The organism is Streptomyces sp. NPDC014907 (genome assembly GCF_055562975.1).
This window is the reverse complement of the sequence record NZ_JBVHEG010000011.1, coordinates 122063-145496: the sequence shown is the minus strand read 5'-3', so window position 1 is coordinate 145496 and position 23434 is coordinate 122063. Positions and strand designations below refer to the sequence as shown.

Genomic DNA, 23434 nt, shown 5'->3' with positions numbered 1-23434 from the left:
CGTGCGAGGAAAGGGTGAGGGCGCCGCCGCGCTACGCGCCCCGCACCGCCTCCGCGAGCGCCGCCAGGAGGTCCACGACGCCGGCCGGGCCCGGGACCGAGAGGTCCGCGCGGCCGGAGAGTTCCGGGACCTCGCCGGAGTCGCTGCACACCAGCAGGCCCGGGGTGCCGTCGGAGCGGAGCTTCTCCACGGCGGCGAAGGCCGGCAGGTCGCCCAGGTCGTCGCCCGCGTACAGCACGGCCCCGGCGCCCGTCTCCCGGGCGTACGCGCCGAGCGCCACGCCCTTGTCCACGCCCGGGGGCCGCAGTTCGAGGACCATCCGGCCGGGCTCCAGGACGAGCCCGTGGCCGGCGGCCAGCGCGGCGAGCGGTTCCTTCAGCGCCTCGAAGGCGCCCTCGGGGTCGGCGGCCCGGCGGGTGTGGACCGCGACCGAGCGGCCCTTCTCCTCGATCCGGACGCCCGGCCGGGCCCCGGCCCGCTCCAGGAGACCGGGCAGTTCGGCGCGGACGGCGGCCACGCCCGGGTGGACGGGGGCGGCCTCCACGGCGCCGGTGGCGGCGTCCCAGCGTTCGGCGCCGTAGTGGCCGAGGACGACGAGGTGTTCCAGGCCGGGGACGCCGGCGAAGCCGCCGTGGCGGACGGCGACCTCGGCGGGCCGGCCGGTCACCACGACGACGGAGGCGACGGCGGGGGCGAGGGCCGCGAGGGCGGCCACGGCGCCGGGGTGGGCGCGGGCCGCTTCGGGGTCGGGGACGATGTCGGCGAGCGTGCCGTCGAAGTCGAGGGCGACGACGGTCTCCCCGGGGCGCGCGAGGATCGCGGCCAGACCGTCGCGGCCGGCGGACGTGGTCGGGTGCGGAAGGCTGGTGGCCATGGGTCCGACCCTACCCACGGCTTCCCTCCGTACCCGTGCGGAACGCCCGCGCCCGGGGTCGCGTCCGGGCCGGGCCGTCCCCGCCGCCTCCCCTACCTCCTGCGCTGCCGCTCCTCGCGGACCCGGCGCAGCCGGTTGACGGTCACCGGGTCGTGCGCGAGGGCGCGCGGGTCGTCGAGGAGGGCGTTGAGCAGCTGGTAGTAGTGCGTCGGGGAGAGGCCGAGGCGTTCGCGCACGGCCCGCTCCTTGGCACCGGGTCCGGGCCAGGAACGGCGCTCGACGGCGAGGAGCTCCCGCTCCCGCTCGGTGAGTCCCCCGCCGGGGGCCCCGGACCCGCCGGACGCGTCAGTACTACGGGACCCCTCGGCCCCGACAACTCCGTCGCGTCCGTCCGCGCCGGTCTCCCCGCCGTCCTCCTCGTGCTCCGCTTCCCGGTCCTCGGTCATACGACCAACCTATTACTCGGCGGCCTCCGCCGCCGTCGCCGCTCGGCCGATCGAGCCCAGGACCTCGGAGGGCCGCCCGTTCGGGGCGACGGCCCTGCCGATGTTCTGCTTGACGTTCTCGCTGACCTTGGCCCAGGAGGTCTTGCCGACCGGCGGGAGCTGCGCGTCGGGGAGGACCTTGAGGAAGACCCGCAGCTTGGCGTGGGCGGGGTCGGTCTCCATGCGGGTGGAGGCGCTGACGGTGACCGGCAGCAGGTCGTTGTCCCCGGCGAACTTCAGGACGTTCTCGTCGCTGAAGACGAAGTTGAGGAAGTCGCCGATCTCCTTGCGGTGACCGTTCTGCTTGAAGCCCATGATCCAGTCGGCGACGCCCATGGAGGTCCTGGGCGGGCCGTCGACGCCGGGGAGGGGCACCTGCCCGACCTTGACGCCCTTCTTCGCGGCCTCCTTGAGGAGCGAGGGGTGGCCGTTGAGCATGCCGACCTCGCCGTTCGCGAAGGCGGTGAAGGCGGCCTTGCGGTTGAGCTTGCCGGGCGCGACGGGGCCGGTCAGTCCCTTGCCGACGAGGTTGGTCCGCAGCCATTCGAAGGTGCGTATGTTGGCGTCGGAGTCGACGGCGTAGTGGTCGGTGGCGTCGGTCCAGCCGCCGCCTCCGGCGAGCAGCCACATCATGGCCTCGGCCTGGGCCTCCTCGGGGCCGAGCGGCAGCGCGAAGGGGGTGGGGACGCCCTTCTCCTTCAGCTTCCCGGCGGCCTCGGCCAGCTCGTCCCAGCTGGTGGGGGGCGTGGCGCCGGCCTTCTCGAAGAGGTCCTTGTTGTAGAAGAGGGGCCGGGTGGAGGCGACGAAGGGCATGCCGTACTGGGTGCGCCTGGTCTCGCCGGCGGCGACGAGCGGGGGCAGGAAGTTGGCCTGCACCGGTATGGAGAGGAGCTCGTCGGCGGAGTAGAGCTGCCCGGCGTCCGCGTAGTCGGCGTAGGCGCCGATCTGCGCGATGTCGGGGGCCTTGCCCGCCTTGACCATCTCGGCGACCTTGCGGTCGACGTCGTCCCAGGACTCCACCTGGACCTCGATCTTGACCTTGGGGTGCTTCTCCTCGAAGGCGGAGGCGAGGGCGGTCCAGTACTTCTTGGTGCTGTCACCGCCCGTGAGGTCGTACTCGGCGGCGACCAGTCTCAGGGTCACGTCGCCGGAGCCGCCTCCCAGAGAGCCGCAGCCGGAGACCGTGGCGGTCAGTCCGAGGGCGGCGGCGGCCGCGGTCAGTCCAAGGAATCGTCGCCGCTCCACGGCTTCATCCACCTTTTGCTCGTCGTTGAGCTGCACGTTTGCTCAGGTCAAGGCCGCAAGTCTGCCTCGCGCGCGGGCGTGAGGTCTACACCACTCGGGTATCACTTCCGCAACACCGGGGGACGGCCCGCCCGAAGAGGGTGTTCGATTTTGTACCCGCACGCAACAATCCCCGAAAGTGGACTAGACCTTTTGGGGTGCCGGGCGTCAGACTGTCCCCCGTGAGACACGTCATCGCCCTGGATGTGGGCGGCACCGGCATGAAGGCCGCCCTCGTCGGGGCGGACGGCACCCTGCTGCACGAGGCCCGCCGCGCCACCGGGCGCGACCGCGGCCCGGAGGCCGTGGTCGGGACGATCCTCGACTTCGCCGAAGAGCTGCACGCCCTCGGCCGGGAGCGGTACGGACGGCCCGCCGCGGCCGCCGGGGTCGCCGTCCCCGGCATCGTCGACGCCGGCAACGGCATCGCCGTCTACGCCGCCAACCTCGGCTGGCGCGACGTCCCCCTCCGCGCGCTCCTCGCCCGCCGCCTCGGCGGCATCCCCGTCGCCCTCGGCCACGACGTGCGCACCGGCGGCCTCGCCGAGGGCCGCATCGGCGCGGGCAGGGACGCCGACCGCTTCCTCTTCGTCCCCCTCGGCACCGGCATCGCCGGCGCCATCGGCATCGGCGACCGCATCGAGGCCGGCGCCCACGGCTACGCGGGCGAGATCGGCCACATCGTCGTCCGCCCCGGCGGCACCGCGTGCGGCTGCGGCCAGCGCGGCTGCCTGGAGCGGTACGCCTCCGCCTCGGCCGTCTCCCTCGCCTGGTCCGGGGCCGGCGGCGGTCCCGGCGCGGACGCCGCCGACTGCGCGAAGGCCGTCGCGTCCGGCGACCCCGCGGCCGTACGGGTCTGGCAGGACGCCGTCGACGCCCTCGCGGACGGCCTGGTCACCGCCCTCACCCTTCTCGACCCCCGCACGCTCATCATCGGTGGCGGTCTCGCCGAAGCCGGGGAAACCTTGTTCACACCCCTCCGGGCCGCCGTGGAGGAGCGCGTCACGTTCCAGAAGCTGCCCGCCATCGTCCCGGCGGCCCTCGGGGACACCGCCGGCTGCCTGGGCGCGGGCCTGCTCGCCTGGGACCTGCTCGCCGACCCGCGCCCCACCGACTCGGAGGTTTCCGCCTGATGGCCGATCACAAGGTTCTCGCCGGCGCACGCGTCGTGCTGCCCACCGGGATCGTCGAGAACGGGCGCGTGATCGTCGACGGCGAACGCATCGCCGGCAGCGCCCCCGAGGGCGCCCCCACCCTGGACCTCACCGGTCACTGGGTCGTCCCCGGCTTCGTGGACATGCACAACCACGGCGGCGGCGGCGCCTCCTTCACCTCCGGCACCGCCGAAGAGGTCCTCAAGGGCATCCACACCCACCGCCTGCACGGCACGACCACCCTGGTGGCCTCCTTCGTCACCGGCGACATGGACTTCCTCACCGAGCGGGCCGGACTCCTCTCCGAGCTGGCCGAACAGGGCGACCTCGCCGGCCTCCACTTCGAGGGCCCGTTCATCTCTCCCTGCCGCAAGGGCGCCCACGACGAGACGCTGCTGCGCCACCCCGACCCGGCCGAGGTCCGCAAGCTGATCGACGCCGGACGCGGCCGGGCCAGGATGGTCACCCTCGCCACCGAGCTGCCCGGCGGCCTCGACTCCGTGCGCCTCCTCGCCGAGCACGGCGTGATCGCCGCCATCGGCCACACCGACGCCACGTACGAGCAGACCGTCGACGCCATCGACGCGGGCGCCACCGTCGCCACCCACCTCTACAACGCGATGCCCGCCCTCGGGCACCGCGCGCCCGGCCCGATCGCCGCCCTCCTGGAGGACGAGCGGATCACCGTCGAGCTGATCAACGACGGCACCCATCTGCACCCCGCCGCCCTGGAGCTGGCCTTCCACCACGCGGGCGCCGGGCGCGTCGCGCTCATCACCGACGCCATGGACGCCGCCGGCTTCGGCGACGGCAGCTACATGCTCGGCACCCTGGAGGTCGAGGTGAAGGACAGCGTCGCCCGGCTGGTCGAGGGCGGTTCCATCGCCGGCTCGACCCTCACCCTGGACCGCGCCTTCAAGCGCTCCGTCACCGTCGACGGCCTCCCCGTCGAGTCGGTCGTCCAGGCCGTGTCCGTCAACCCGGCCCGCCTCCTCGGCGTGTACGACCGGGTCGGCTCCCTGGAGCCGGGCAAGGACGCCGACCTCGTCGTCCTCGACGCCGGCTTCGACCTCAGGGGAGTCATGCGCAAGGGCACCTGGATCGTCGACCCCGCCTCCGCCTGACCCCGGCGGCGTACGGAAGAGCGGCGGGCGCGGGACTGGGCCAACCGCCCTCCGTTTGGCATGATCAGGGACCGCCGGAACACACGTTCCAGCGGTCTCCACAGGGAACACGGGGTGGACAGGTGATTGTGACGGTCACCCTCAACACGGCGCTGGACCTGACGTACCGGGTCCCCGCCCTCGTCCCGCGCGCCTCGCACCGGATCACCCAGGTCGTCGAGCGTCCCGGCGGCAAGGGGCTCAACGTGGCCCGGGTCCTCGCCGCCCTCGGGTACGAGACGGTCGCCACCGGCTTCGCGGGCGGCGCCACCGGGGCCGTGCTGCGGGAGGCGCTCGCGGCGACCCCGGTCCGCGACGAGCTGGTCCCGACGGCGGGCCCGACCCGCCGCACCGTCGCCGTGGTCGACGCCGCCGACGGGGACACCACCCAGCTCAACGAGCCCGGCCCGACCGTCTCCCCCGCCGAGTGGGAGTCCTTCCGCGAGCGCTTCGTCCGGCTCCTCGGCGGCGCGGCGGCCGTCGCCCTCTGCGGCAGCCTCCCGCCGGGCGTCCACGTCGGGGCGTACGCGGAACTCGTCCGGCTCGCCCGCGCCGCCGGCGTGCCCGTCCTCCTCGACACCAGCGGCGAGCCGCTGCGGCGCGGCATCGCCGCCCGTCCCGACCTGATCAAGCCCAACGCCGACGAACTGGCCCTGCTCACCGGTTCCCGCGAGTCCCGCCGGGCCACCCTCGACGCGCGCCGCCGGGGCGCCCACGCGGTGGTGTCCTCGCTCGGCCCCGAGGGCCTGCTCGCCGCGACCCCCGACGGCTTCTGGCGGGCGGCGCCGCCCGCGCCCGTCCGGGGCAACCCCACGGGCGCGGGCGACTCGGCCGTCGCCGGCCTGCTCTCGGGCCTGGTCGACGGCGCCCCCTGGCCGGACCGCCTCGCCCGGGCGGTCGCCCTCTCGACGGCGACGGTCCTCTCCCCGGTGGCCGGGGAGTTCGACGCGGAGGCGTACGAGGAGCTGCTGCCCCGGGTGAAGGTCACCGAGGAGATCGTCTAGGCCCCGGGGGAGCGGGCCCCAGGGGGGAAGCGGGCCCCGGGGGGGGCCGCGCGTCAGCCCTTGCCGGTGTGTCCGGCCTCCAGGTAGACCTGGTCCAGGATCGCGTCGCAGGAGTTGCCCGCCTCGCAGGAGATCTTGAGCGAGTTCGAGCCCTTGCCGAGCTTCACGTAGGCGTAGGTGTAGGTCCAGCCCTTCTCCCAGTCGCCCTCGGCGGCCTTCGCGAAGTTGGACATGTTGACGTCGCGGGGGGCCTCGCCGTTGACCGTCAGGGAGGTCTTGGCGTCCTTGCCGGGCACGCTGTACGTGATCCGGAGCGTGTAGTCGCCGCTCTCGGGCACGTCCACGGACCAGCTCGCGGAGCCGCCCGTGCCGTTGAAGGTGACGTAGGCGCCGCCCGGGCCCTTCGCGCCCTTGACGGCCGTGTCGAGCTTCGCGGGGCCGCCGAGCTTGAGCGTGGCCGCGTCCTGCCTCGGCAGGGCGGACGGGGTCGGCGCGGCCGTGCTGGGCCCGCCGCTGGGGGTCTCGGCGGGCTGGGAGGAGGAGGTCGGCGGGGGCGTGGTGCCCTCGGCCCTGTCCTTGCCCTCTCCCCCGCCCTTGTTCGTGATCACCGCGGCCGCGATGCCGATCACCACGACCGCGACGACCGCGACCGCGCCGATCAGCAGGCCGCGGGTGTTGGGTCCCCGGCCGGAGCCGCCGCGCTGCGGGGCCTGGCGGGACTGCTGCCGGCCGCCGTAGGTCTCGGGCGCGGCGTACTGTGCCTGCGGCTGGCCGTACGGCGCCTGCTGCTGCGGCGGCACGTACGGCTGCGTGTGCTGCTGCCCGCCGTACTGCCGTTCGCCGACCGTTCTGACCTGGTTGTACGAGGTCCTGGGCACGCCGGGCTGGGCGGGCGCGGGGCCGGGGTAGCCGTAGCCGCCGCCCTGCGGGGGCTGGGCACCCGCTGCCTGGCCGTCCGCGTACAGGTAGCCGAACGGATCGTCGTCCTCGGGCTTGTTCGCGCCGTCGTTACCGGCAGCCATCCGGGTCATCCTCTCCATGCTCGCCAGCCGTCGCCGACCGGCCGAGCCTACCCCGAACGGACCATCGGCCGACCCGGGCCCTCGGCCCGCCCCCGGCCGGCGCGTGCGTCAGCCGGCCCGGCGCTGGACCTTGGCCCGGGAGCGCTTCTCCACGTACATGCGCTGGTCGGCGGAGTTCAGGACCTCTTCCACGGTCATCCCGCACTCGGCCCAGCCGATGCCGAAACTGGCGCCGACCCGGACCGCCCGCCCGTCCACCCGGATCGGCGGGATGATCGCGTTGCGGAGGCGTACGGCCAGGTCGGCGGCGTCGGCGGCGCCGAGGCCGTCGGCGAGGACGACGAACTCGTCACCGCCGAGCCGGGCGACGGTGTCCCCGTCCCGGACGCCGGTGGTGAGGCGGCGGGCCACCTCGATGAGGACGGCGTCGCCGGTGTGGTGGCCGAAGCGGTCGTTGATCGACTTGAAGCCGTCGAGGTCGCAGAAGAGGACCGCGAGCCCCTTGGTGCCGTCGTCGGTCTCGCCGCCCGGGGGCGCCGCCATGTGGACGTGGTGGTCGTAGGGCCCGGCGGCCCCCGCCGGCTCGAAGCCGAAGCCGTGCTCGTGCTCGTAGGGCTCGTAGGGCTCGTACGGTTCGCGCTGTTCGTACGGCTCGTAGCCGGGGCCGCCGTCGTGCGCGGGGCCGTACCCCGTCCCGTACCCGCCGTACGCGGCCTCGTCGCCCGTCGTGCGGGACGCCGGGCGCTCGCAGAGGCGGGCCGAGAGCCGGGAGCGCAGCTCGGCGCCGTTGGGGAGGCCGGTGAGGGCGTCGTGCGAGGCGCGGTGGGCGAGCTGGAGTTCGTGGCGCTTGCGCTCCTCGATGTCCTCGACGTGGGTGAGGAGGAAGCGGGGGCCGTCGGTGGTGTCGGCGACGACGGAGTTGCGCAGGGACACCCAGACGTAGGTGCCGTCGCGGCGGGCGAGCCGCAGCTCGGCCCGGCCGCCCTCGGCGGAGGTCCGCAGGAGGGTGCCGATGTCCTCGGGGTGGACGAGGTCCGCGAAGGAGTAGCGGCGCATCACGGAGGCGGGCCGGCCGAGGAGCCGGCACAGGGCGTCGTTGGTGCGCAGGAGCCGGCCGTGCTGGTCGCCGCCCATCTCGGCGATGGCCATGCCGGAGGGGGCGTACTCGAAGGCCTGCCGGAAGGATTCCTCGCTGGCGCGGAGGGCCTGCTGCTCCCGTTCGAGCCGGACCAGGGCCCGCTGCATGTTGGAGCGGAGACGGGCGTTGCTGATGGCGATGGCCGACTGCGAGGCGTACATCTGGAGCGCCTCCTGCCCCCAGGGGCCCGGGTGCCGGCCGTTGCGCGGGCGGTCGACGGATATGACGCCGAGGAGTTCGCGGCCGGAGCCCCCCGTGCGGGCGGAGCCGAGCGAGGGGGAGTACATCGGGGCGTAGAGCCGGTCGTGGGGGTGCCACTCGTCCTCGAAGCGGGGCGCGGGGCCGTCGGTGTGCCACTGGGGGACGTCGTCCTCCAGGAGGACCCAGCCCTCGGTGTGCGGGATGAACCGCAGCTCGCCCCAGGCGACGCCCATGGAGAGGCGGCGGTCCCAGGCCTCGCGGGAGCCGACCCGGCCGGTGATCAGGGCCTCGGCGGCGGAGCTTCCGGCGAAGGCGGCGACGACCAGGTCACCGTCGGGGCGCACGAGATTGACACAGGCCAGCTCGTAGTTGAGGCCGGCGACCACGCCGTCCGCGACGGTCTGCAGGGTGTCCGCCAGGCTGCGCGCGGTGTTGAGGTCCGCCACGACCTGGTGCAGCTGCCGCAGGGTCGAGAGACGGACGTAAGGCTCCGACTCGGTCTCCATCGCTCGCTCTCCCCGAGACCTCGACAGCAACTCCAGGGTTCTCATCGACTTCGCGTTGCACAGTCACGATTCGCAGTGCACTGTCACCGCCACTGAATCACAGCGAGCTGCGCACCCGGTACACAGGGTCAACAAATACTTCCTCCTGTGACTCAAGTCACAAGCCTCTGTGGTGGTTTGCGCGAGCATACGCGGGTCCTAGGACCCGCGGGGGCGGCGGTCTGGTCCCCGGGCCCGAGGCGGTCCCCCCAGGGGGCGGGCTAGCGTCGGGGCATGTCCCGGAAGACCCTCTCCCCGCCTCCCCCGTCCGCTCCCGCCGTCCCCCATGCTGAGGGGGTGAGCAACGACGAGTTCCGGGCGGCGATGTCCCGCCTCGCGTCGGGCGTGGTCCTGGTGACCGCGCACGATCCCGACGACGGCCCGCGCGGCGAGGACGTCGGCATGACGGCCACCGCCTTCGTGTCGGTCTCCCTCGACCCGCCCCTGGTCCTGGTCAGCCTGCGCAACGGCTCCCGGATGGACGACCTGCTCGCGGAGGTCCCCTGCTGGGCGGTCTCCGTCCTCACCGAGGGCCAGCGGCACGTCGCCTCGCGCTTCTCGATGAAGAACCGCGTGAGCGACCGGCTCCTCTTCGCCGGGGTGCCGCACACCCGGGGCGCGGCGAGCGGCGCCCCGCTCGTGGACGGCGCGCTGTCGGTCCTGGAGTGCCGCACCGAGAGCCGCGTGGTGGCCGGGGACCACACGCTCGTCGTGGGACGGGTCCTGACGGTGGGCCTGTCGCCGGAGGACGGCAGCGGGCCGCTCGCGTACTTCCGGGGGAGGTACCGGCGGCTGGACTGAGGGGGCGCCGGGGCCCCGGGACGGAGGCGCGGGAGTCGGGAGGGCTCGCGGTGGTTCCGGGGGGTGCGGTGGTTCCGGGGGGGGCTCGCGGTGGTTCCGGGGGGGGTGCGGTGGTTCCGGGGGGCTCAGCCCCAGTCGCGGGACCGCCGGGTGCGCTTGGTCTCCGAGCGCTGCTTCTTCTCCCGCAGCCGGCGCTCGTTGACGCCGCGCGGGATCTTCGTCGGCCGCCGGGGCTTCGGCGGCGGGGCCGTCGCCTCGGCGAGGAGGGCGGCCAGGCGGACCGCCGCCGTCTCGCGGTTGCGCCACTGGGAACGGTGCTCGGAGGCGCGTACGGTCACGACGCCGTCGACCAGGCGGGAGGCGAGGCGCTCCAGGGCGCGGGCCTTCCACACCTCGGGCAGCGCTTCCGTGGACGCGAGGTCGAAGCGGAGTTCCACCCGCGAATCGCTGGTGTTGACGTGCTGTCCGCCCGGCCCCGACGCACGCGAGAAACGCCACTGGAGCTCGGCCTCGGGGAGCGAGACGGAGCCGCGGACGGGATACGGACCGGACATGACCACCATGTTCCCCGCACTGGGCCATCGGAGTCATCCCGATTTCCGTCCCCGGCGCACGGGAACCGTCGGACGGCCGCGCGCGTTTCTCCAGGCGACGACAGCACGACGAACACTCTGCACACGATGAAAGGGACTTTCCATGGCTGTGAGCCTGTCCAAGGGCGGCAACGTCTCCCTGACCAAGGAGGCCCCGGGCCTCACCGCCGTCACCGTGGGCCTCGGCTGGGACGTCCGCACCACCACCGGCACCGACTTCGACCTCGACGCCTCCGCGATCGGCGTGGACGCGGCCGGGAAGGTCGCCTCCGACGCCCACTTCGTCTTCTTCAACAACAAGTCCACGCCGGACCAGAGCATCGTCCACACCGGTGACAACCGCACCGGCGAGGGCGGCGGCGACGACGAGCAGATCAACGTCAACCTCGCGGCCCTCCCGCCGAACGTCGACAAGATCGTCTTCCCGGTCTCCATCTACGACGCGGTCGCCCGCTCGCAGAACTTCGGCCAGGTCCGCAACGCGTACATCCGCGTCGTGAACCAGGCCGGCGGCGCCGAGATCGCCCGCTACGACCTCTCCGAGGACGCCGCCACCGAGACCGCCATGGTCTTCGGCGAGCTGTACCGCAACGGCGCCGAGTGGAAGTTCCGCGCCGTCGGCCAGGGCTACGCCTCCGGCCTGGAGGGCATCGCCCGGGACTTCGGCGTCAACCTCTGACACCCGGCCGGCCCCGCGCCGGCACCCGGACGCCGGTTCCGGAACCACGCGTGTGGTTCCGGAACCGGCGTCTTCCTTTTTCCGCGTCTCCACCCTCCCGGACCGGTCGCACCGTCCTATAACGTGCCCCCTTCGATCATCTGAACGACCCGTGGGGGGCCTGATGTACGACAGCGACGACACCGGCAGAGGGAGCGGGGGGCTCCGCGGAAGCGGAACGGGACGGCACGGGGACGGGGAGCCCACCGCGGCGCGCCGCCACGGGTACGGGCCCCGGGCGGCCCGGCTGGTGCGGCGGACCCTGGCGGGCCTGGCGCTCGTGGGCCTCACCGCCGCCTGCGGGCCGGCCTCGGCCGGCGGAGCCGCCGCCCCGCCCCCGGTCTCCGCCCCGGCCTCCGCGTCGCCGGTGCCCGTCCCCACCATGACGGAGCCCACGCCGGCCCCGACGACCGCGGCCCCCACGACGGAGGCCCCGAAGGCCACCACCGCGGCGCCCCCGCCCCCGAAGGCGAAGCCCACGACCCCGGCGCCGGCGGAGCCGACGGCGACCCGGGCCCCGAAGCCCACCACGCACGCCCCCGCGCCGAGGCGCACGACCGAGGCACCGGCCGCCGAGGCCACCTGCGAGATCGTCTCCAACGCGGGGAACTGCTACAACGCCGGTCAGTTCTGCCGGAAGTCCGACCTCGGCAGCTCCACGCACGCGGCCAACCGCCGCATGATCCACTGCGTCATGGACGGCAGCCGCGCCCGCTGGACGTACTGAGCCCCGACCGCGACCGGGCCCGCCGGCACGTCCGGCGGGCCCGGTCGCACCCTGTCCGGCGGGCCGGTCGCGGTCGCGGCGGGTGGCCGGTCGCACCCTGTCCGGCGGGCCGGTCGCGGTCGCGGCGGGTCCGGACGCGTCCTGCCCGGTGGGCCGGTCGCGCGTCCGGCGGGGCTCAGGGGCGCTCCGGCCGCCCGTCGCCGTACAGCCAGACCTCCCACAGCGCGCCGAGGTCCCGCCCGGCGGTCTTCTCCGCGTGGGCCGTGAAGTCCGCCGTGGAGGCGTTGGCGTGCCGGTGCTCCCGGGTCCAGCCGCGCAGAATCCTGTCGAAGGTCCCGTCCCCGACCGTCTCGCGCAGCTTGTGCAGGACCATCGCGCCCCGCTGGTACACGGGCGGGTCGAAGAGGTGCGCGGCGGTGGGCGGGGCGGCCGGCGGAAAGGCCCAGTTGGCCTCGTCCGCGAAGGCCCGCTCGAAGGAGGTGCGGGCGGGCACCTTCTCGTACTCCTCCGCGTACAGCCACTCCGCGTACGTCGCGAAGCCCTCGTTCAGCCACAGGTCCCGCCAGCCGGCGGGCGTCACCGAGTTGCCGAACCACTGGTGGGCCAGCTCGTGGACGAGGGTCGTCCGGCCGAAGGAGGCGACCGGGAAGACGGGCCGGGTCTGGGTCTCCAGGGCGTAGCCGAGGGTCCCGTTCGCGACGACGACCGCCCCGGCGGCCGAGAAGGGGTACGGACCGAAGCGCCGCGCCTGCCGGTCGAGGATCGCGGGGACCTCGGCGCGCAGCGCGGCGGTGTCCGCCGCGACCGCCGGCTCGGCGGCGGTCAGGACGGGCACGGAGCCGAGGGCGGTCGCCGTCGCCGTCCGGTACCGGCCGATCGCGACCGTCGCGAGGTAGCTCGCCATCGGCTCGGGCGCGTGCCACGTGGTGGTGACGCGTCCGTCCGCCTCCGTCCGCCGGCCGGTCCCGACCCCGTTGGAGAGGGCTTCGAGCCCGGCGGGGACGGTGAGCGCGATGTCGTACGCGGCCTTGTCGGAGGGGTGGTGGTTCCCGGGGAACCAGGTCATGGAACCGGCCGGCTCGCCGACCGCGACCGCCCCGTCCCCGGTGCGCAGCCAGCCCTCCCGGGAGCCGTCCGCGTCCGTGACCGGTTCGGGCACGCCCCCGTACGTGACGGTGGCGCGGAACTCCGTGCCCTTCCGGACCTCCTCGCGCGGACGGAGCGTCAGCTCGTTCCCGGCCCTGTGGTACGCGACGGGGACGCCGTCCACGCTCGCGCCGCCGACCGCGAGTCCCGACAGGTCGAGGTTGAAGGCGCTGAGGTCCTGGGTGGCGACGGCGGTGAGGACGGCGGTGCCGTCGAGCCGCCCGGTCCCCGGGTCGTAGGAGAGGGAGAGGGCGTAGTGCCGCACGTCGTAGCCGCCGTTCCCCAGCTTGGGGAAGTACGGGTCGCGGAGGCCGGCGGCCCCAGGGGTGCCCCGGACGCCACCGGTGGCCCCGGTGCAGGCGGACGCGAGCAGGGCGAGCGCGGTGAGGGCGGCGGCGAGGGCGGCGGCGCCGGTCCGGCTGCGCTGGGTCACGCACCGATCCTAAGCAGCCGCTTCCGGCGGGGCCGGGTGGGAGCGGCCGAGCGGGGAGGGCCGGGCCCGCCGGGGCGGGAAGGGCCGGGGGCCCACCGGGAGGGGAGGGCCGGGCCCGCACTGGGAGTGGAGGACCGGGTTCGCACCGGTCGGGAAGGGCCGGGCCCGCCGGACCGGAGCGGCCGGCCCCCCGCCGGGCGAGGACGTCCGGCGGAGGGTCCGGGCGTCCTCATCGTTCCCCGGGGCGGTCCGGGCGGGTCCTCACCACCCCGGGGCGGTCCGGGCGTCCTCACCGTTCCCGGACGGCCCGGGCGGTCCTCACCGTCCCAGGGCGGCCCGGGCGGCCCTCAGCGTTCCCGGGGCGGCCTCACCTGCCGAGGGAGGCGACACCCGCCTGGGCGAACTTCTCGTCGAGGTCGCCGGAGGGGGCGCCCGCGACGCCGATGCCCGCGACCGGCGCGCCCTTGGCGGTCACCGGGGCGCCGCCGGCGAGGAAGAGGGTGCCGGGGATGTCCTTGAGGGTGGGGGCGTTGGCGAGGCGCTTGACCAGCTCGGAGGTCGGGGCGTTCCAGGAGACGGCGGTGTACGCCTTCTTCACGGCCGACTCGTACGACTGCGGGCCCGCGCCGTCGCCGCGCAGGGTCACGAGGGTGTTGCCGTTGCGGTCGACCACGGCGACGGAGACGCGCTGGTTCTCCTTCTGGGCCGCCTTCAGGGCCGCCTGCGCGGCCTTCGTCGCGGCCTCGACCGTCAGGTGCGTCGACTGCTGGAGGTTGCCGTTGCCGGCGTCGGCGCGGACCGCGACGGCGGGGGCGGCGGCCGGGGCGGTGGCGTTCGCGGAGACCACGCCGAAGGTGCCGGCGGCGAGGACGGCGGCGGCGGTGGCACCGAGGAGGATCTTCTTCATGGGGAACTCCGTGGGACGGGCCGGTGAGGCGGTGGACCGGGTGGTGGGACGGGCGGTGGTGACGGACGATCCGTTCGTCCGTCCCGCTCCGGTATCCATCCTGTGGCCGCCGCCGGGGCCGCCCGGTCCACGTTCCGGCTGTCCTCCGGAAGCGCACCGGTGGACGGCCGGGTCAGCCGATCGGCTGATGCCGGACCGGTCCCGCCGGGTCAGGATGGAGGCGCGCCCCCGGGAGGCACCGGCGGCCGGCCGGCGGAGCGGGACGGCCGGGGCGGTGCGGATGACGGAGCGGCCCGGACGGCGGAAGCGCACGCGCGGCCGGCGGGGCGGCCCGGACGAGGGAACGGCGCGGCCGGCGGAGCCGCGCGGAGAGAAGGACGGAACCATGGAGCGGGACCCGGACGCCCGCCGGCTGGCGTGGATCATGCACACCGCGTTCTTCCTCCTGCTCGGCGCCTCGCTCGCCCGCTTCCTGCTGCGGCACGGCTGGGAGGCCCGCAGCCCCTGGATCGTCGCCCTCGCCGGCGTGCTCGCCGTCCTCCACCTCCTCGGACCCGTCCTCGGCACCCGGGCCACCCCCCGCCGGATCGCCTGGCTCGGCACGGTCGTCGCCGTCTGGGTCGTCCTCGTCGTCCTCGCGCCCAGCTTCGCCTGGTGCGCGGTGCCCCTCTTCTACACGGGGCTGCGGACCCTCCCGCCGCGCGCCGCGCTCGGTCTGGTCGCCCTGCTCACCGCGTTCGTGGTCTTCGCCCAGGTGCAGCTCTCGCACGGCGGGTGGGACCCGAACCTGATCGTCGCCCCGCCGGCCGTGGCCGCCCTCGCCACCGGGGTGTTCGTCCACTCCCAGCGGCAGGCCGGGCGCCAGCGGGACCTCATCGACGACCTGATCCGCACCCGGCGCGAACTCGCCGCCACCGAGCGCCGCGAGGGGACCCTCGCCGAACGGCAGCGGCTCTCCATGGAGATCCACGACACCCTGGCGCAGGGCCTGTCCAGCCAGCAGATGCTGCTCCAGGCGGCGGACCGCCTCTGGGACGCCGACCCGGCGACCGCCCGCCGGCACGTCCGTACCGCCGAGGCCGTCGCGGAGCGCAACCTCGCCGAGGCCCGCCGGTTCGTCCACGACCTCGCGCCGGCCGACCTGGCGGGCGGCGCCGGCCTGGAGGAGGCCCTGCGGGGGCTCGCCGCCCGCGAGTCGGCGGCCTTCCGGGTCGACGGGGTCCCGGTGCCGCTGCCGGACCGCACCCAGTCGGCGCTGCTGCGGATCGCGCAGGGCGCCCTCGCCAACATCCGCGAACACGCCGCCGCGGACTCGGCCGCCGTGACCCTGACGTACCTGGACGACCAGGTGGTCCTGGACGTCGCGGACGACGGGCGCGGCTTCGACCCCGTGGAGAGGCCCGGCGGGGTGCGCGGCCACGGGCTGCCCGCCATGCGGGTGCGGGCCCGGCAGCTCGGCGGCACCCTGACGGTCGAGTCCACCCCGGGCGAGGGCACGGTGCTCTCCGCCGCGATCCCGCTGACCCCGCCGCCCCCGCTCCCCCAGGAGTCCTGATGTCCCCCGTACGCATCCTGCTCTGCGACGACCACGCCGTGGTCCGCGCCGGTCTGCTCGCCCTGCTCGGCAGCACCCCCGACATCGACGTCGTCGGGGAGGCCGGCAGCGGCGAGGAGGCCGTCGCCATGGCGGCGAAGCTGAAGCCGGACGTCGTCCTCATGGACCTCCAGCTCGGTCCGGGCATCGACGGCGTGGAGGCGACCCGCCGGATCGCGCCGACCGGCGTCCACGTCCTCGTCCTCACCACGTACGACACGGACGCCGACATCACGCGGGCGATCGGGGCGGGCGCCACCGGCTACCTCCTGAAGGCCGAGCGGCCGGAGGAGCTGTTCGCGGCCGTCCACGCCGCCGCGCAGGGCCGCACCGCCCTCTCCCCTCCGGTCGCCGGCCGGGTCATGGACCGGATGCGGGGCGCGGCGGGTCCGACCCTCACCGACCGGGAGCGGGACATCCTCGGGCAGCTGGGCCGGGGGCTCGGCAACCGCGAGATCGCGCGGGCCCTGTTCATCAGCGAGGCGACGGTGAAGACCCACCTCGGCCGGATCTACACCAAGCTCGGCGTCGACACGCGGGCGGGCGCGGTGGCGGTGGCGAAGGAGCGCCGGCTGCTGCCGTAGGCCGCCCGGAAGACGGGGCTGCGCCGCTCCCGGCGCGTCACCGCCCCCGCTGCTACCGTGCGTTGCCTTCCGGTAGCACCGTGTCACACCTCAGTCCCCGTGGGAGCGCCCATGAAGATCGCGATCGTCGGCGGCGGCCCCGCCGGCCTCTACCTCTCGGTCCTGCTGAAGCGGCGGGACCCGTCCCACGAGGTCGTCGTCCACGAACGGAACGCGGAGGGCTCCACCTACGGCTGGGGCGTCACCTACTGGGCCGGGCTCCTCGACAAGCTGCGCGCGGGCGACCCGGAGTCCGCGCGGGCGGTCGCGGACGCCTCCGTGTCCTGGACCGACGGGGTCGCGATCGTCCGCGGCGAACGGACCGTCCACCGCGGCGACGCGGGCTTCGGCATCGGGCGGCGGCGGATGCTCGCGCTCCTCGCGGACCGCGCCCGCGAGCTCGGCGTACGGATCGCGTTCGAGCACGCGGTCACCGGCCCCGACGCGCCCGAACTCGCGGACGCGGACCTCGTCGTCGCCGCCGACGGGGTGAACAGCGCGCTCCGCACGGCGTACGCGGACCACTTCGGCAGCCGGGTCGCGAACGGCCGCAACCCGTACGTCTGGCTCGGCACGACCAAGGTCTTCGACTCGTTCAGCTTCGCCTTCAAGGAGACCGCGCACGGCTGGATCTGGTGCTACGCCTACGGCTTCAGCGGCGAGCGCTCCACCTGTGTGGTCGAGTGCTCCCCGGAGACCTGGACCGGCCTGGGCCTCGACGCGCTCGGGGAGGCCGACAGCCTGCGCCTCCTGGAGAAGCTCTTCCACGACCTCCTCGACGGGCACGAGCTGATCGGCCGGGACCGGGCCGACGACCCCGCCCGGTGGCTCACCTTCCGCACGCTCACCAACCGCGTCTGGCACCGGGGCAACCTGGTCCTGCTCGGCGACGCCGCCCACACCACGCACTACTCGATCGGCGCGGGCACCACCCTGGCCCTGGAGGACGCGCTCGCCCTCGCGGACGCCCTCGGCGGGGGCGGGGACCTCGACACGGCCCTGACCCTGTACGGGAAGCGGCGCCGCGCCGAACTCCTCTCCGCCCAGAGCGCCGCCCGCTACAGCGCCCGCTGGTACGAGAACCTGCCCCGCTACATGTCCCTGGAGCCGGCCCGCATGTTCGCCCTCCTCGGCCAGCGCCACTCCCCCCTCCTCCCGCACGTCCCGCCGCAGCTCTACTACCGCCTCGACCGCGCCGCCAACCGCCTGGAGTCCCTGCGCCGCCTCAAGCGCTGGCTGGGCCCGAGGGTGGCCCGGGCGGTGCACGGCCGGCGGTGAGCCGGGGCGCGCCCGGCACCGCCCGGCGGTGAGCCGGGGCGCCCGGCACCGCCCGGCCGCGCCCCGGCGCACGCGGACACCCCGGCCCCCGGCGTATGGGCCCGGCCCCCGGGCGCGGGTCCGGCCGCCGCTCCTCGCGTACGGTCCCGGCCCGGTCCCGTGACACCATCGGTCCCGTGCTCGACATCGGCTACTCCCTCTCGCGTCGCTTCCCCGACCCCCCGCAGACCGACTACCGCCGCGCGGACGTCCACGCGCTGCGGCACGACCTGTTCTGCGGGGACGTGTACCTCGCGGACACCGAGACGGACCGGGAGGTGTCCACGGCCTGGGGATGGGTGCCGGTCCTCGACTTCGCCTGGGCGCTCTGCGACATCGTGGAGCAGCTCGACCGGGACCCCCGGGGGAGCCGGGCCGCGCAGCCGCAGTACGCGGAGATCGACTTCACCGAGTCCACGGACCGGATGCTCTTCGAGCGCCGCTTCGGCTGGGTGGAGGTCGAGGCCGACTGGATGCCGGGCGACGAACCCCCGGTCACCTTCGGCCACGCCGAACTGCGCCGCGAGGCCCGCGACTTCCTGCACGACCTGATCGCCGACCTCACGGACATGCACGAGGGCCTGGCCGACAACCCGGCCGTCTGGTCCCTCCAGGCCCGCTTCCCCCGCCTGCCGTGAACCCGGCCGGAGCCGGAGGGGGCCGCCCCCGGGGCGCTACTCCACCCGCACCCCCAGCCGCGCCGCGAACACCGGCGCCAGGTCGAGGAGCTGGGAGGCCGAGATCACCGCGCCCGCCAGGGAGTCCACCCCGCGCGTGATCTCCAGGCGCCGGACCCCCCTCAGATCCACGTCCTTCAGCCGCGCGCCCGTGAAGTCGGCCTCCGTCAGGACGCAGTCCACGAACTCGACCCGTTCGAGGACCGCACCCCCGAAGTCCGGCTCGCTCAGCACGCACCCCTCGAAGACGACGTCCCTGAGCTTCGCGGACCGCAGGTTCAGGCAGTCGCCCTTGCCGCCCCGCACCACGACCCGTTCGAGGACGGCCCCGTGCAGCTGCGTCCCGCCGAGCCGCGCGTCCACGACCTCCACGTCCCGCAGCTCCGCCCCCGCGAGGTCGGTCCCCACGCCCCGCACCCCGCTCAGCACCGAGTCCAGGAAGCGCGCGTTCGCCAGCCGCGCGCCGTCGAGTCCGCACCCGCGCAGCGCGCAGTCCAGGAACCGGGCCCCCTCCCCCGGCTGCCCGGCCAGGTCGAGCCCGGACAGTTCGAGACCGTCGTAGTCCCCGTCCGGCTCCAGACCGCCCCCGTACGCCACCAGGGGCGGCAGCCGCACCTCCGGCCGCCGCGCCCCCGGCACCTTCCTCTTCCGTGTCGTCGCCTCGTGGTTCGCCATCGACCCATGGTGGGGTACGCCACTGACAACGGCCCCGTGTCACGAACGCCGTCCCCCGCCCCGTCCCCCGTACGAGACCCCCACCGGAACGGGAGACGGACATGCGGAAGCTCACGATCGTCGGCGGCGGCTTCGCCGGACTGACCGCGGCCATCACCGCCGCCGAGACCGGTACCGCCGTGACCCTGTACGAGGCCCACCGGGCCCTCGGCGGCCGGGCGCGCACCGCCGGAGGGCCGTACCGCGTGAACGACGGGCCGCACGCCCTCTACTCCGGCGGCCCGCACCGGACCTGGCTGAAACAGCGCGGGCTCCTCGGCCCGCTCGCCCCGCTGCCGCCCGCCGAGGGCCTCCGCTTCCGCTTCCACCGCGACGGCGCCCTCCGCCGCGTCCCGCCGCCCGGCCTGGTGCGCCAGTCCCTCCGCGACGCCGGACGGGCCCCCGTGGACACCGACTTCCACACCTGGGCCACCGGGCTCGCGGGCGAGCGGACCGCCCGCGTCGCCGCCGCGTACAGCGGGGTCGCGCTCTTCCACCACGACCCCGGCGCGCTCTCCGCCCGCTTCGTGCAGGAACGGCTGCACCGGGCCGCCGCCCTGCCGCCCGAGGCGCACTACGTCCGGGGCGGCTGGGGCGCCCTGATCGGGCGGATGGCGGGCCGGGCCCGGGAGCTCGGCGTACGGATCGAGACCTCGTCCCGGGTCGACGCGCTGCCGTCCGGCGGGGGCCCGGTGATCGTCGCCACCGCCCTGCCCGCCGCCGCCCGGCTCCTCGGAGACCCCTCGCTGACCTGGGAGAGCGGCCGCACGGTCCTGCTCGACCTGGCGCTGCGGACCCGGAAGGGAGACCCGTTCGTCGTCTCCGACCTGGACGCGCCCGGCTGGATCGAGCGGTTCACCGCGCAGGACCCCTCGCTCGCCCCCGCCGGGCAGCAGCTCCTCCAGGCGCAGCTCCCCGTCGGCCCCGGCGGGACGAAGGCGGACGGGGTCGCGCACGCGGAGCGGCTCCTCGACCTCGGCTTCCCCGGCTGGCGCGAACGGACGGTGTGGCGGCGCGCGTCCGTGTCCCAGGGGCGCACGGGAGCGGTGGACCGTCCCGGCACCACGTGGCGGGACCGGCCCGCCGTCGACCGGGGCGACGGGGTGTACCTGGCGGGCGACCAGGTGGCGGCGCCGGGCGTGCTGTCGGAGGTGTCGTTCACGAGCGCCCTGGAGGCGGTGTCGTGCGCGAGCGGGGCCCGGTCCGTGCCGGCGGCACCGCGCCGGAGGCGCCTTGACCTCAAGCGCGCTTGAGGCCGGAGGCTCTTCCCGTCAGCACCGACGACAGGAGAGTCCCATGCGCGCCATCCGCCTCCACGCCTTCGGGCCCGCCGGGAACCTCGCGTACGAGGAGGTGCCCGACCCCGTCCCGGGCCCCGGACAGGTCCGCGTCCGGGTCGCGGCGGCCGGGGTGCACCTCCTCGACACGGTCCTCCGGGAGGGCGGGACGGGCCCCTTCCCGGCACCCGCCGCACTGCCCACCGTCCCCGGCCGCGAGGTCGCCGGCACGGTCGACGCGCTCGGCGGGGGCATCGACCCGTCCTGGCTCGGCAAGCGGGTCGTCGCCCACCTCGGCACGGCCCCCGGGGGGTACGCGGAGCTCGCCGTCACCGACGCCGCCCGGCTCCACGCCCTGCCCGGCCACCTCGGCGAGGCGGAGGCCGTCGCCATGATCGGCACCGGGCGCACGACCCTGGGCATCCTCCAGTTCACGGAGCTGGGACCCGAGTCGGTCGCGATCGTCCCGGCGGCGGCCGGCGGCATCGGGACCCTGCTCGTCCAGTACGCCAAGAACGCCGGCGCCACCGTCGTCGGCCTCGCGGGCGGACCGGCGAAGACGGCCCTGGTCCGGGAGAACGGCGCCGACCTGGCCGTCGACTACCTGGAACCCGGCTGGCCGGAGGAGGTCCGCGCATACCTGGGCGGACGCGCGGCCACGGTCGTCTTCGACTCGGTCGGCGGCGACACCGGCCGGGCCGCCGTGGACCTCCTCGGCAGGGGCGGACAGCACCTCGTCTTCGGCTGGTCCGGGGCCGGTCTCCACGACGGCGGGCCGCTCGTCCTCACGCCGGAGGAGCTGGCCGGGCGCGGCATCACCTCGGAGTCCGTCCTCGGCCCGGTGATGATCCGGAAGGCGGGCGGCGACCTCCGGAACCTCGAACGCGCCGCCCTCGCCGCCGCGGCCGCCGGCACCCTCCGCCCGGCGCTCCACCGCTTCCCCCTCGCGGACGCGGCGGGGGCCCACCGCGCCCTGGAGAACCGGGGCACGGTGGGCAAGGTGGTCCTGGTCCCGTAGACCTCCCGGTCCCGTGGACCTCCCGGTCCCGTGGTCCGCGTGCGGGGTCAGACCGCCCCGACCACGTCCCAGGAGTGCGCCTTGAACTCCTTCAGGAAGTCGGGGTGGTCCTCCCACATGCGGGCGACGGACCGCAGCACGTCCCAGTTGTGTTCGAGGGCCTGGTCCACGACCTGCCGCAGCTCCGGGGCCGTCGCCCGCTTCTCCACGAGGCCGCCGACGGCCGACGCGGCCTGCACGGTGTAACGGGTGGCCCGCAGCGCCCGGGAGGTGTCGTCCATGCCGAAGCCGTGGTCGCTGCCGTTCGCGGGGTCGAAGAGCGGCGTCAGCCGCGCCTCGATGAAATCGGTGATCCGCCGGAACCGCTGCTCGATGTCGTTGTCGTTGTCGTTGTCCATGGCCCTTTCCTACACTCCCGCCGCGCCGCCGGGTCCCGCCAGGGCCCCCCGGGGGGGCGGGGCGGGTCAGGAGGCCGTGCAGTCGACGCGGACCGGGGCCACCGCCGCGTGGCGGTTGTCGGCACCGCTGCCCCGGTTGTCGAGGACGACGGAGATCTTGTTGTCCGTCACCGGGAAACGGCCGGCGGAGACCCACGCGCCCAGGTGCGAGGGCTGGTTGATCTCGAAGGTGCCGACGGCGTAGCTCTTGCTCTGGGTGAAGGACCGGTACACCGTGTAGTGGGCGGGAGTGCCGCCCACGTACGAGATGTCGCGCACGTTGGGGATGAACACCTGCACCGCGCAGGTGCCCTTCCTGACCGAGCCGGTGGTGAACTTCCACTGCGCCCATATGCCGTCGGACCGCGAGCTGCCCGACATCGGCATGCTGTAGTAGAGGCCGCTGCAGCCGTACGAGGTGGTGCTTCCCCAGCTCTTCCGCCAGCCCTCGTCGCCGTCGGTGTACATGTCGCCGACGGCGAAGCCGGGGGTGTCGCAGCCCAGGCCGATGAGGTGCTTGTACGTGACCGCCGCCGGGGCCACCGGGGGCTTGGCGGCGGGCGAGGAGCGGATCGGCGCGGGCTGGTTCGGGGCGCTCGTCCCGGCCGGGGCGGGGGCGGTGGTCCTCGCGGTGCCGGGGGCGTTCGGAGCGGTTGTCTTCGGGGAGCCGGGGGTGCGCGGGGCGTCGGTGGCGCGCGGGGCGCCGGTGGGGTCCGTGCCGACTTCGTGGAGGCCGTCGACGGCGCCTGCCTCGTGGATGCCGCCGACCGGCCCGAGGCCCTTCGCGTCCCTGCCGGAGGACGGGGCCCGGCCCGGCGCCCCGCCGGCGTTCTTGCCCGCCGTCGGGCCGGGGGCGACGAGCCGCTGCTCGCTGGGGACGATGCCGGTTCCGGTGCCGTCGGGGTGCATCGTGCTGCCCGCCGGGCTGCCCGCGACCGACGGACGCGGCTTCTCGTCGGGGCCCGAGACGAGGAAGGGCACCCCGATCAGCACCAGGCCGCCGAGGACGGCGGCGGCGATCATCGGCTTGTTGGGGCGGCCCAGGGGCGGCGCGGTCTCCGTGTCGGTGGAGGGAGGGGAGGCGGCCGTGGCCGTGGCCGTGGCCGTCGCCGAAGCGGCGGCCGTCTTCGGAGCGGCGGCCGTGGCCGTCGCCGCCGCCGAAGTCGCGGAGGTGGCCGTGGCGGGGGCGGTTTCCGTCGTGGGGTTCGTCCCGGTGGTGGTGCCGGCCGCCGTCCCGGCCCTCGCCGGGGCCGGTGCGGCGGCCGTGGAGGAGGTGTCCGGCGCGGTCGCCGTCCGCGCGGCGGTCCCGGTCTCCGGAGCCGGGGCCGCGGCGGCCGACGCGGCTCCGGCCGTCGCGGTGGCGGTCGCCCCGGCCGTGGCCGCGACGGCGGCCGGCGCGGTCTCCGCCGCCGTGCCGCCGCTCGTGGCGCGCGGGGCGGCGGGGAACAGCCCGGCGGACGGCTCCTCGCTCAGGACGGCCAGCGCGGCCGCGCGCGGCACGGGCGAGGACCCGGCGCTCTCCCCTGCGGGGGTGGACTCTCTGCTGGTCATAGCTGCTCTGCCTTTCTCGACGGGAAAGAGG

The 23434-nt window shown here is 75.3% G+C and carries 23 protein-coding genes; 12 read left to right on the top strand and 11 right to left on the bottom strand.

Translation table 11 applies throughout. The features are described 5' to 3' along the window. Nucleotides 1-31 precede the first annotated feature (31 nt). The 3 genes from otsB to ACZ3IL_RS24795 form a co-directional block, all read right to left on the bottom strand. On the bottom strand, nucleotides 32-874 hold the full coding sequence (otsB, locus tag ACZ3IL_RS24805) for a trehalose-phosphatase (RefSeq protein ID WP_467393534.1): 843 nt from the start codon (nucleotides 872-874) through the stop codon (nucleotides 32-34). Nucleotides 875-966: 92 nt separating this feature from the next. Further along, on the bottom strand, nucleotides 967-1320 hold the full coding sequence (locus tag ACZ3IL_RS24800; RefSeq protein ID WP_467393532.1) for a DUF3263 domain-containing protein: 354 nt from the start codon (nucleotides 1318-1320) through the stop codon (nucleotides 967-969). A gap of 12 nt (nucleotides 1321-1332) precedes the next feature. Continuing rightward, complete coding sequence (locus ACZ3IL_RS24795; RefSeq protein WP_467393529.1) at nucleotides 1333-2616, bottom strand: extracellular solute-binding protein; 1284 nt, start codon at nucleotides 2614-2616, stop codon at nucleotides 1333-1335. A 209-nt stretch (nucleotides 2617-2825) separates the two neighbouring features. Here ACZ3IL_RS24795 and ACZ3IL_RS24790 point away from each other — a divergent pair, with 209 nt between their 5' ends. The 3 genes from ACZ3IL_RS24790 to ACZ3IL_RS24780 all read left to right on the top strand — a co-directional run bounded on the left by ACZ3IL_RS24790 (nucleotide 2826) and on the right by ACZ3IL_RS24780 (nucleotide 5964). Then, a complete protein-coding gene (locus ACZ3IL_RS24790; protein ID WP_467393527.1) occupies nucleotides 2826-3776 on the top strand; it encodes an ROK family protein in 951 nt (316 codons plus the stop codon). Further along, on the top strand, nucleotides 3776-4921 hold the full coding sequence (gene nagA, locus ACZ3IL_RS24785) for an N-acetylglucosamine-6-phosphate deacetylase (RefSeq protein WP_467393525.1): 1146 nt from the start codon (nucleotides 3776-3778) through the stop codon (nucleotides 4919-4921). Before ACZ3IL_RS24790 ends, nagA begins: the two co-directional genes overlap by 1 nt. Nucleotides 4922-5043: 122 nt before the next feature. Further along, nucleotides 5044-5964, top strand: coding sequence for a 1-phosphofructokinase family hexose kinase (locus tag ACZ3IL_RS24780; RefSeq protein ID WP_467393523.1), 921 nt, complete (start codon nucleotides 5044-5046; stop codon nucleotides 5962-5964). 53 nt (nucleotides 5965-6017) lie between these two features. Here ACZ3IL_RS24780 and ACZ3IL_RS24775 read toward each other — a convergent pair whose 3' ends face one another. Beyond that, nucleotides 6018-6986: a CBM35 domain-containing protein gene (locus ACZ3IL_RS24775; protein WP_467393521.1), complete on the bottom strand. Its 969-nt coding sequence runs from the start codon at nucleotides 6984-6986 to the stop codon at nucleotides 6018-6020. Nucleotides 6987-7094: 108 nt separating this feature from the next. Continuing rightward, complete coding sequence (gene cdgB / locus ACZ3IL_RS24770) at nucleotides 7095-8831, bottom strand: diguanylate cyclase CdgB (protein ID WP_467393519.1); 1737 nt, start codon at nucleotides 8829-8831, stop codon at nucleotides 7095-7097. A 273-nt stretch (nucleotides 8832-9104) separates the two neighbouring features. Here cdgB and ACZ3IL_RS24765 point away from each other — a divergent pair, with 273 nt between their 5' ends. Then, a complete protein-coding gene (locus ACZ3IL_RS24765; RefSeq protein ID WP_467393517.1) occupies nucleotides 9105-9671 on the top strand; it encodes a flavin reductase family protein in 567 nt (188 codons plus the stop codon). 125 nt (nucleotides 9672-9796) lie between these two features. On the opposite strand, the gene arfB is transcribed toward ACZ3IL_RS24765, so the two are convergent. Beyond that, nucleotides 9797-10225 (bottom strand): alternative ribosome rescue aminoacyl-tRNA hydrolase ArfB, encoded by a 429-nt coding sequence (gene arfB / locus ACZ3IL_RS24760; protein WP_467393515.1) that lies wholly within the window; start codon nucleotides 10223-10225, stop codon nucleotides 9797-9799. A gap of 142 nt (nucleotides 10226-10367) precedes the next feature. On the opposite strand from arfB, the gene ACZ3IL_RS24755 reads away from it, so the two are divergent. Further along, nucleotides 10368-10943 carry a TerD family protein gene (locus ACZ3IL_RS24755; RefSeq protein ID WP_467393513.1) on the top strand — a complete coding sequence of 192 codons (576 nt, stop codon included), beginning with the start codon at nucleotides 10368-10370 and terminating at the stop codon, nucleotides 10941-10943. A 163-nt stretch (nucleotides 10944-11106) separates the two neighbouring features. After that, on the top strand, nucleotides 11107-11709 hold the full coding sequence (locus ACZ3IL_RS24750; protein ID WP_467393511.1) for a hypothetical protein: 603 nt from the start codon (nucleotides 11107-11109) through the stop codon (nucleotides 11707-11709). A gap of 175 nt (nucleotides 11710-11884) precedes the next feature. Here ACZ3IL_RS24750 and ACZ3IL_RS24745 read toward each other — a convergent pair whose 3' ends face one another. Both ACZ3IL_RS24745 and ACZ3IL_RS24740 read right to left on the bottom strand, forming a co-directional pair. Beyond that, entirely contained in the window at nucleotides 11885-13288 is a 1404-nt protein-coding gene (locus tag ACZ3IL_RS24745; RefSeq protein ID WP_467393508.1) for a M1 family metallopeptidase, read from the bottom strand. Between the two features lie 367 nt (nucleotides 13289-13655). Further along, a complete protein-coding gene (locus tag ACZ3IL_RS24740) occupies nucleotides 13656-14195 on the bottom strand; it encodes a GlcG/HbpS family heme-binding protein (protein ID WP_467393506.1) in 540 nt (179 codons plus the stop codon). A gap of 385 nt (nucleotides 14196-14580) precedes the next feature. Between ACZ3IL_RS24740 and ACZ3IL_RS24735 the strand changes: the two genes are divergently transcribed. The 4 genes from ACZ3IL_RS24735 (at nucleotide 14581) to ACZ3IL_RS24720 (ending at nucleotide 18367) form a co-directional block, all read left to right on the top strand. Then, entirely contained in the window at nucleotides 14581-15750 is a 1170-nt protein-coding gene (locus ACZ3IL_RS24735; protein ID WP_467393504.1) for a sensor histidine kinase, read from the top strand. Then, complete coding sequence (locus ACZ3IL_RS24730; RefSeq protein WP_388688607.1) at nucleotides 15750-16373, top strand: response regulator; 624 nt, start codon at nucleotides 15750-15752, stop codon at nucleotides 16371-16373. The genes ACZ3IL_RS24735 and ACZ3IL_RS24730 overlap by 1 nt, the downstream gene beginning before the upstream one ends. Before the next feature lie 111 nt (nucleotides 16374-16484). Next, nucleotides 16485-17690: an FAD-dependent monooxygenase gene (locus tag ACZ3IL_RS24725; protein ID WP_467393501.1), complete on the top strand. Its 1206-nt coding sequence runs from the start codon at nucleotides 16485-16487 to the stop codon at nucleotides 17688-17690. Nucleotides 17691-17866: 176 nt separating this feature from the next. Then, nucleotides 17867-18367: a hypothetical protein gene (locus ACZ3IL_RS24720; RefSeq protein WP_467393499.1), complete on the top strand. Its 501-nt coding sequence runs from the start codon at nucleotides 17867-17869 to the stop codon at nucleotides 18365-18367. A 36-nt stretch (nucleotides 18368-18403) separates the two neighbouring features. On the opposite strand, the gene ACZ3IL_RS24715 is transcribed toward ACZ3IL_RS24720, so the two are convergent. Then, nucleotides 18404-19081, bottom strand: a complete 678-nt coding sequence (locus ACZ3IL_RS24715) for a pentapeptide repeat-containing protein (protein ID WP_467393497.1) — start codon at nucleotides 19079-19081, stop codon at nucleotides 18404-18406. Nucleotides 19082-19182: 101 nt separating this feature from the next. Between ACZ3IL_RS24715 and ACZ3IL_RS24710 the strand changes: the two genes are divergently transcribed. Next, a complete protein-coding gene (locus ACZ3IL_RS24710; protein ID WP_467393495.1) occupies nucleotides 19183-20373 on the top strand; it encodes an NAD(P)-binding protein in 1191 nt (396 codons plus the stop codon). Nucleotides 20374-20416: 43 nt separating this feature from the next. Further along, complete coding sequence (locus ACZ3IL_RS24705; RefSeq protein ID WP_467393493.1) at nucleotides 20417-21415, top strand: zinc-binding dehydrogenase; 999 nt, start codon at nucleotides 20417-20419, stop codon at nucleotides 21413-21415. A gap of 47 nt (nucleotides 21416-21462) precedes the next feature. On the opposite strand, the gene ACZ3IL_RS24700 is transcribed toward ACZ3IL_RS24705, so the two are convergent. Next, nucleotides 21463-21813 carry a hypothetical protein gene (locus tag ACZ3IL_RS24700; RefSeq protein WP_467393492.1) on the bottom strand — a complete coding sequence of 117 codons (351 nt, stop codon included), beginning with the start codon at nucleotides 21811-21813 and terminating at the stop codon, nucleotides 21463-21465. Between the two features lie 66 nt (nucleotides 21814-21879). Continuing rightward, the gene (locus tag ACZ3IL_RS24695) at nucleotides 21880-23403 is read right to left on the bottom strand and encodes a hypothetical protein (protein ID WP_467393490.1); all 1524 of its coding nucleotides are present in this window, start codon (nucleotides 23401-23403) and stop codon (nucleotides 21880-21882) included. Nucleotides 23404-23434 lie beyond the last annotated feature (31 nt).

Bases quoted from the DNA above. Each gene is read 5' to 3' on its own strand.
- otsB (WP_467393534.1), bottom strand. From the start codon at position 874: ATGGCCACCAGCCTTCCGCACCCGACCACGTCCGCCGGCCGCGACGGT.
- ACZ3IL_RS24800 (WP_467393532.1), bottom strand. From the start codon at position 1,320: ATGACCGAGGACCGGGAAGCGGAGCACGAGGAGGACGGCGGGGAGACC.
- nagA (WP_467393525.1), top strand. From the start codon at position 3,776: ATGGCCGATCACAAGGTTCTCGCCGGCGCACGCGTCGTGCTGCCCACC.
- ACZ3IL_RS24775 (WP_467393521.1), bottom strand. From the start codon at position 6,986: ATGGCTGCCGGTAACGACGGCGCGAACAAGCCCGAGGACGACGATCCG.
- cdgB (WP_467393519.1), bottom strand. From the start codon at position 8,831: ATGGAGACCGAGTCGGAGCCTTACGTCCGTCTCTCGACCCTGCGGCAG.
- ACZ3IL_RS24765 (WP_467393517.1), top strand. From the start codon at position 9,105: ATGTCCCGGAAGACCCTCTCCCCGCCTCCCCCGTCCGCTCCCGCCGTC.
- arfB (WP_467393515.1), bottom strand. From the start codon at position 10,225: ATGTCCGGTCCGTATCCCGTCCGCGGCTCCGTCTCGCTCCCCGAGGCC.
- ACZ3IL_RS24755 (WP_467393513.1), top strand. From the start codon at position 10,368: ATGGCTGTGAGCCTGTCCAAGGGCGGCAACGTCTCCCTGACCAAGGAG.
- ACZ3IL_RS24750 (WP_467393511.1), top strand. From the start codon at position 11,107: ATGTACGACAGCGACGACACCGGCAGAGGGAGCGGGGGGCTCCGCGGA.
- ACZ3IL_RS24740 (WP_467393506.1), bottom strand. From the start codon at position 14,195: ATGAAGAAGATCCTCCTCGGTGCCACCGCCGCCGCCGTCCTCGCCGCC.
- ACZ3IL_RS24735 (WP_467393504.1), top strand. From the start codon at position 14,581: ATGGAGCGGGACCCGGACGCCCGCCGGCTGGCGTGGATCATGCACACC.
- ACZ3IL_RS24730 (WP_388688607.1), top strand. From the start codon at position 15,750: ATGTCCCCCGTACGCATCCTGCTCTGCGACGACCACGCCGTGGTCCGC.
- ACZ3IL_RS24725 (WP_467393501.1), top strand. From the start codon at position 16,485: ATGAAGATCGCGATCGTCGGCGGCGGCCCCGCCGGCCTCTACCTCTCG.
- ACZ3IL_RS24715 (WP_467393497.1), bottom strand. From the start codon at position 19,081: ATGGCGAACCACGAGGCGACGACACGGAAGAGGAAGGTGCCGGGGGCG.
- ACZ3IL_RS24710 (WP_467393495.1), top strand. From the start codon at position 19,183: ATGCGGAAGCTCACGATCGTCGGCGGCGGCTTCGCCGGACTGACCGCG.
- ACZ3IL_RS24705 (WP_467393493.1), top strand. From the start codon at position 20,417: ATGCGCGCCATCCGCCTCCACGCCTTCGGGCCCGCCGGGAACCTCGCG.
- ACZ3IL_RS24700 (WP_467393492.1), bottom strand. From the start codon at position 21,813: ATGGACAACGACAACGACAACGACATCGAGCAGCGGTTCCGGCGGATC.
- ACZ3IL_RS24695 (WP_467393490.1), bottom strand. From the start codon at position 23,403: ATGACCAGCAGAGAGTCCACCCCCGCAGGGGAGAGCGCCGGGTCCTCG.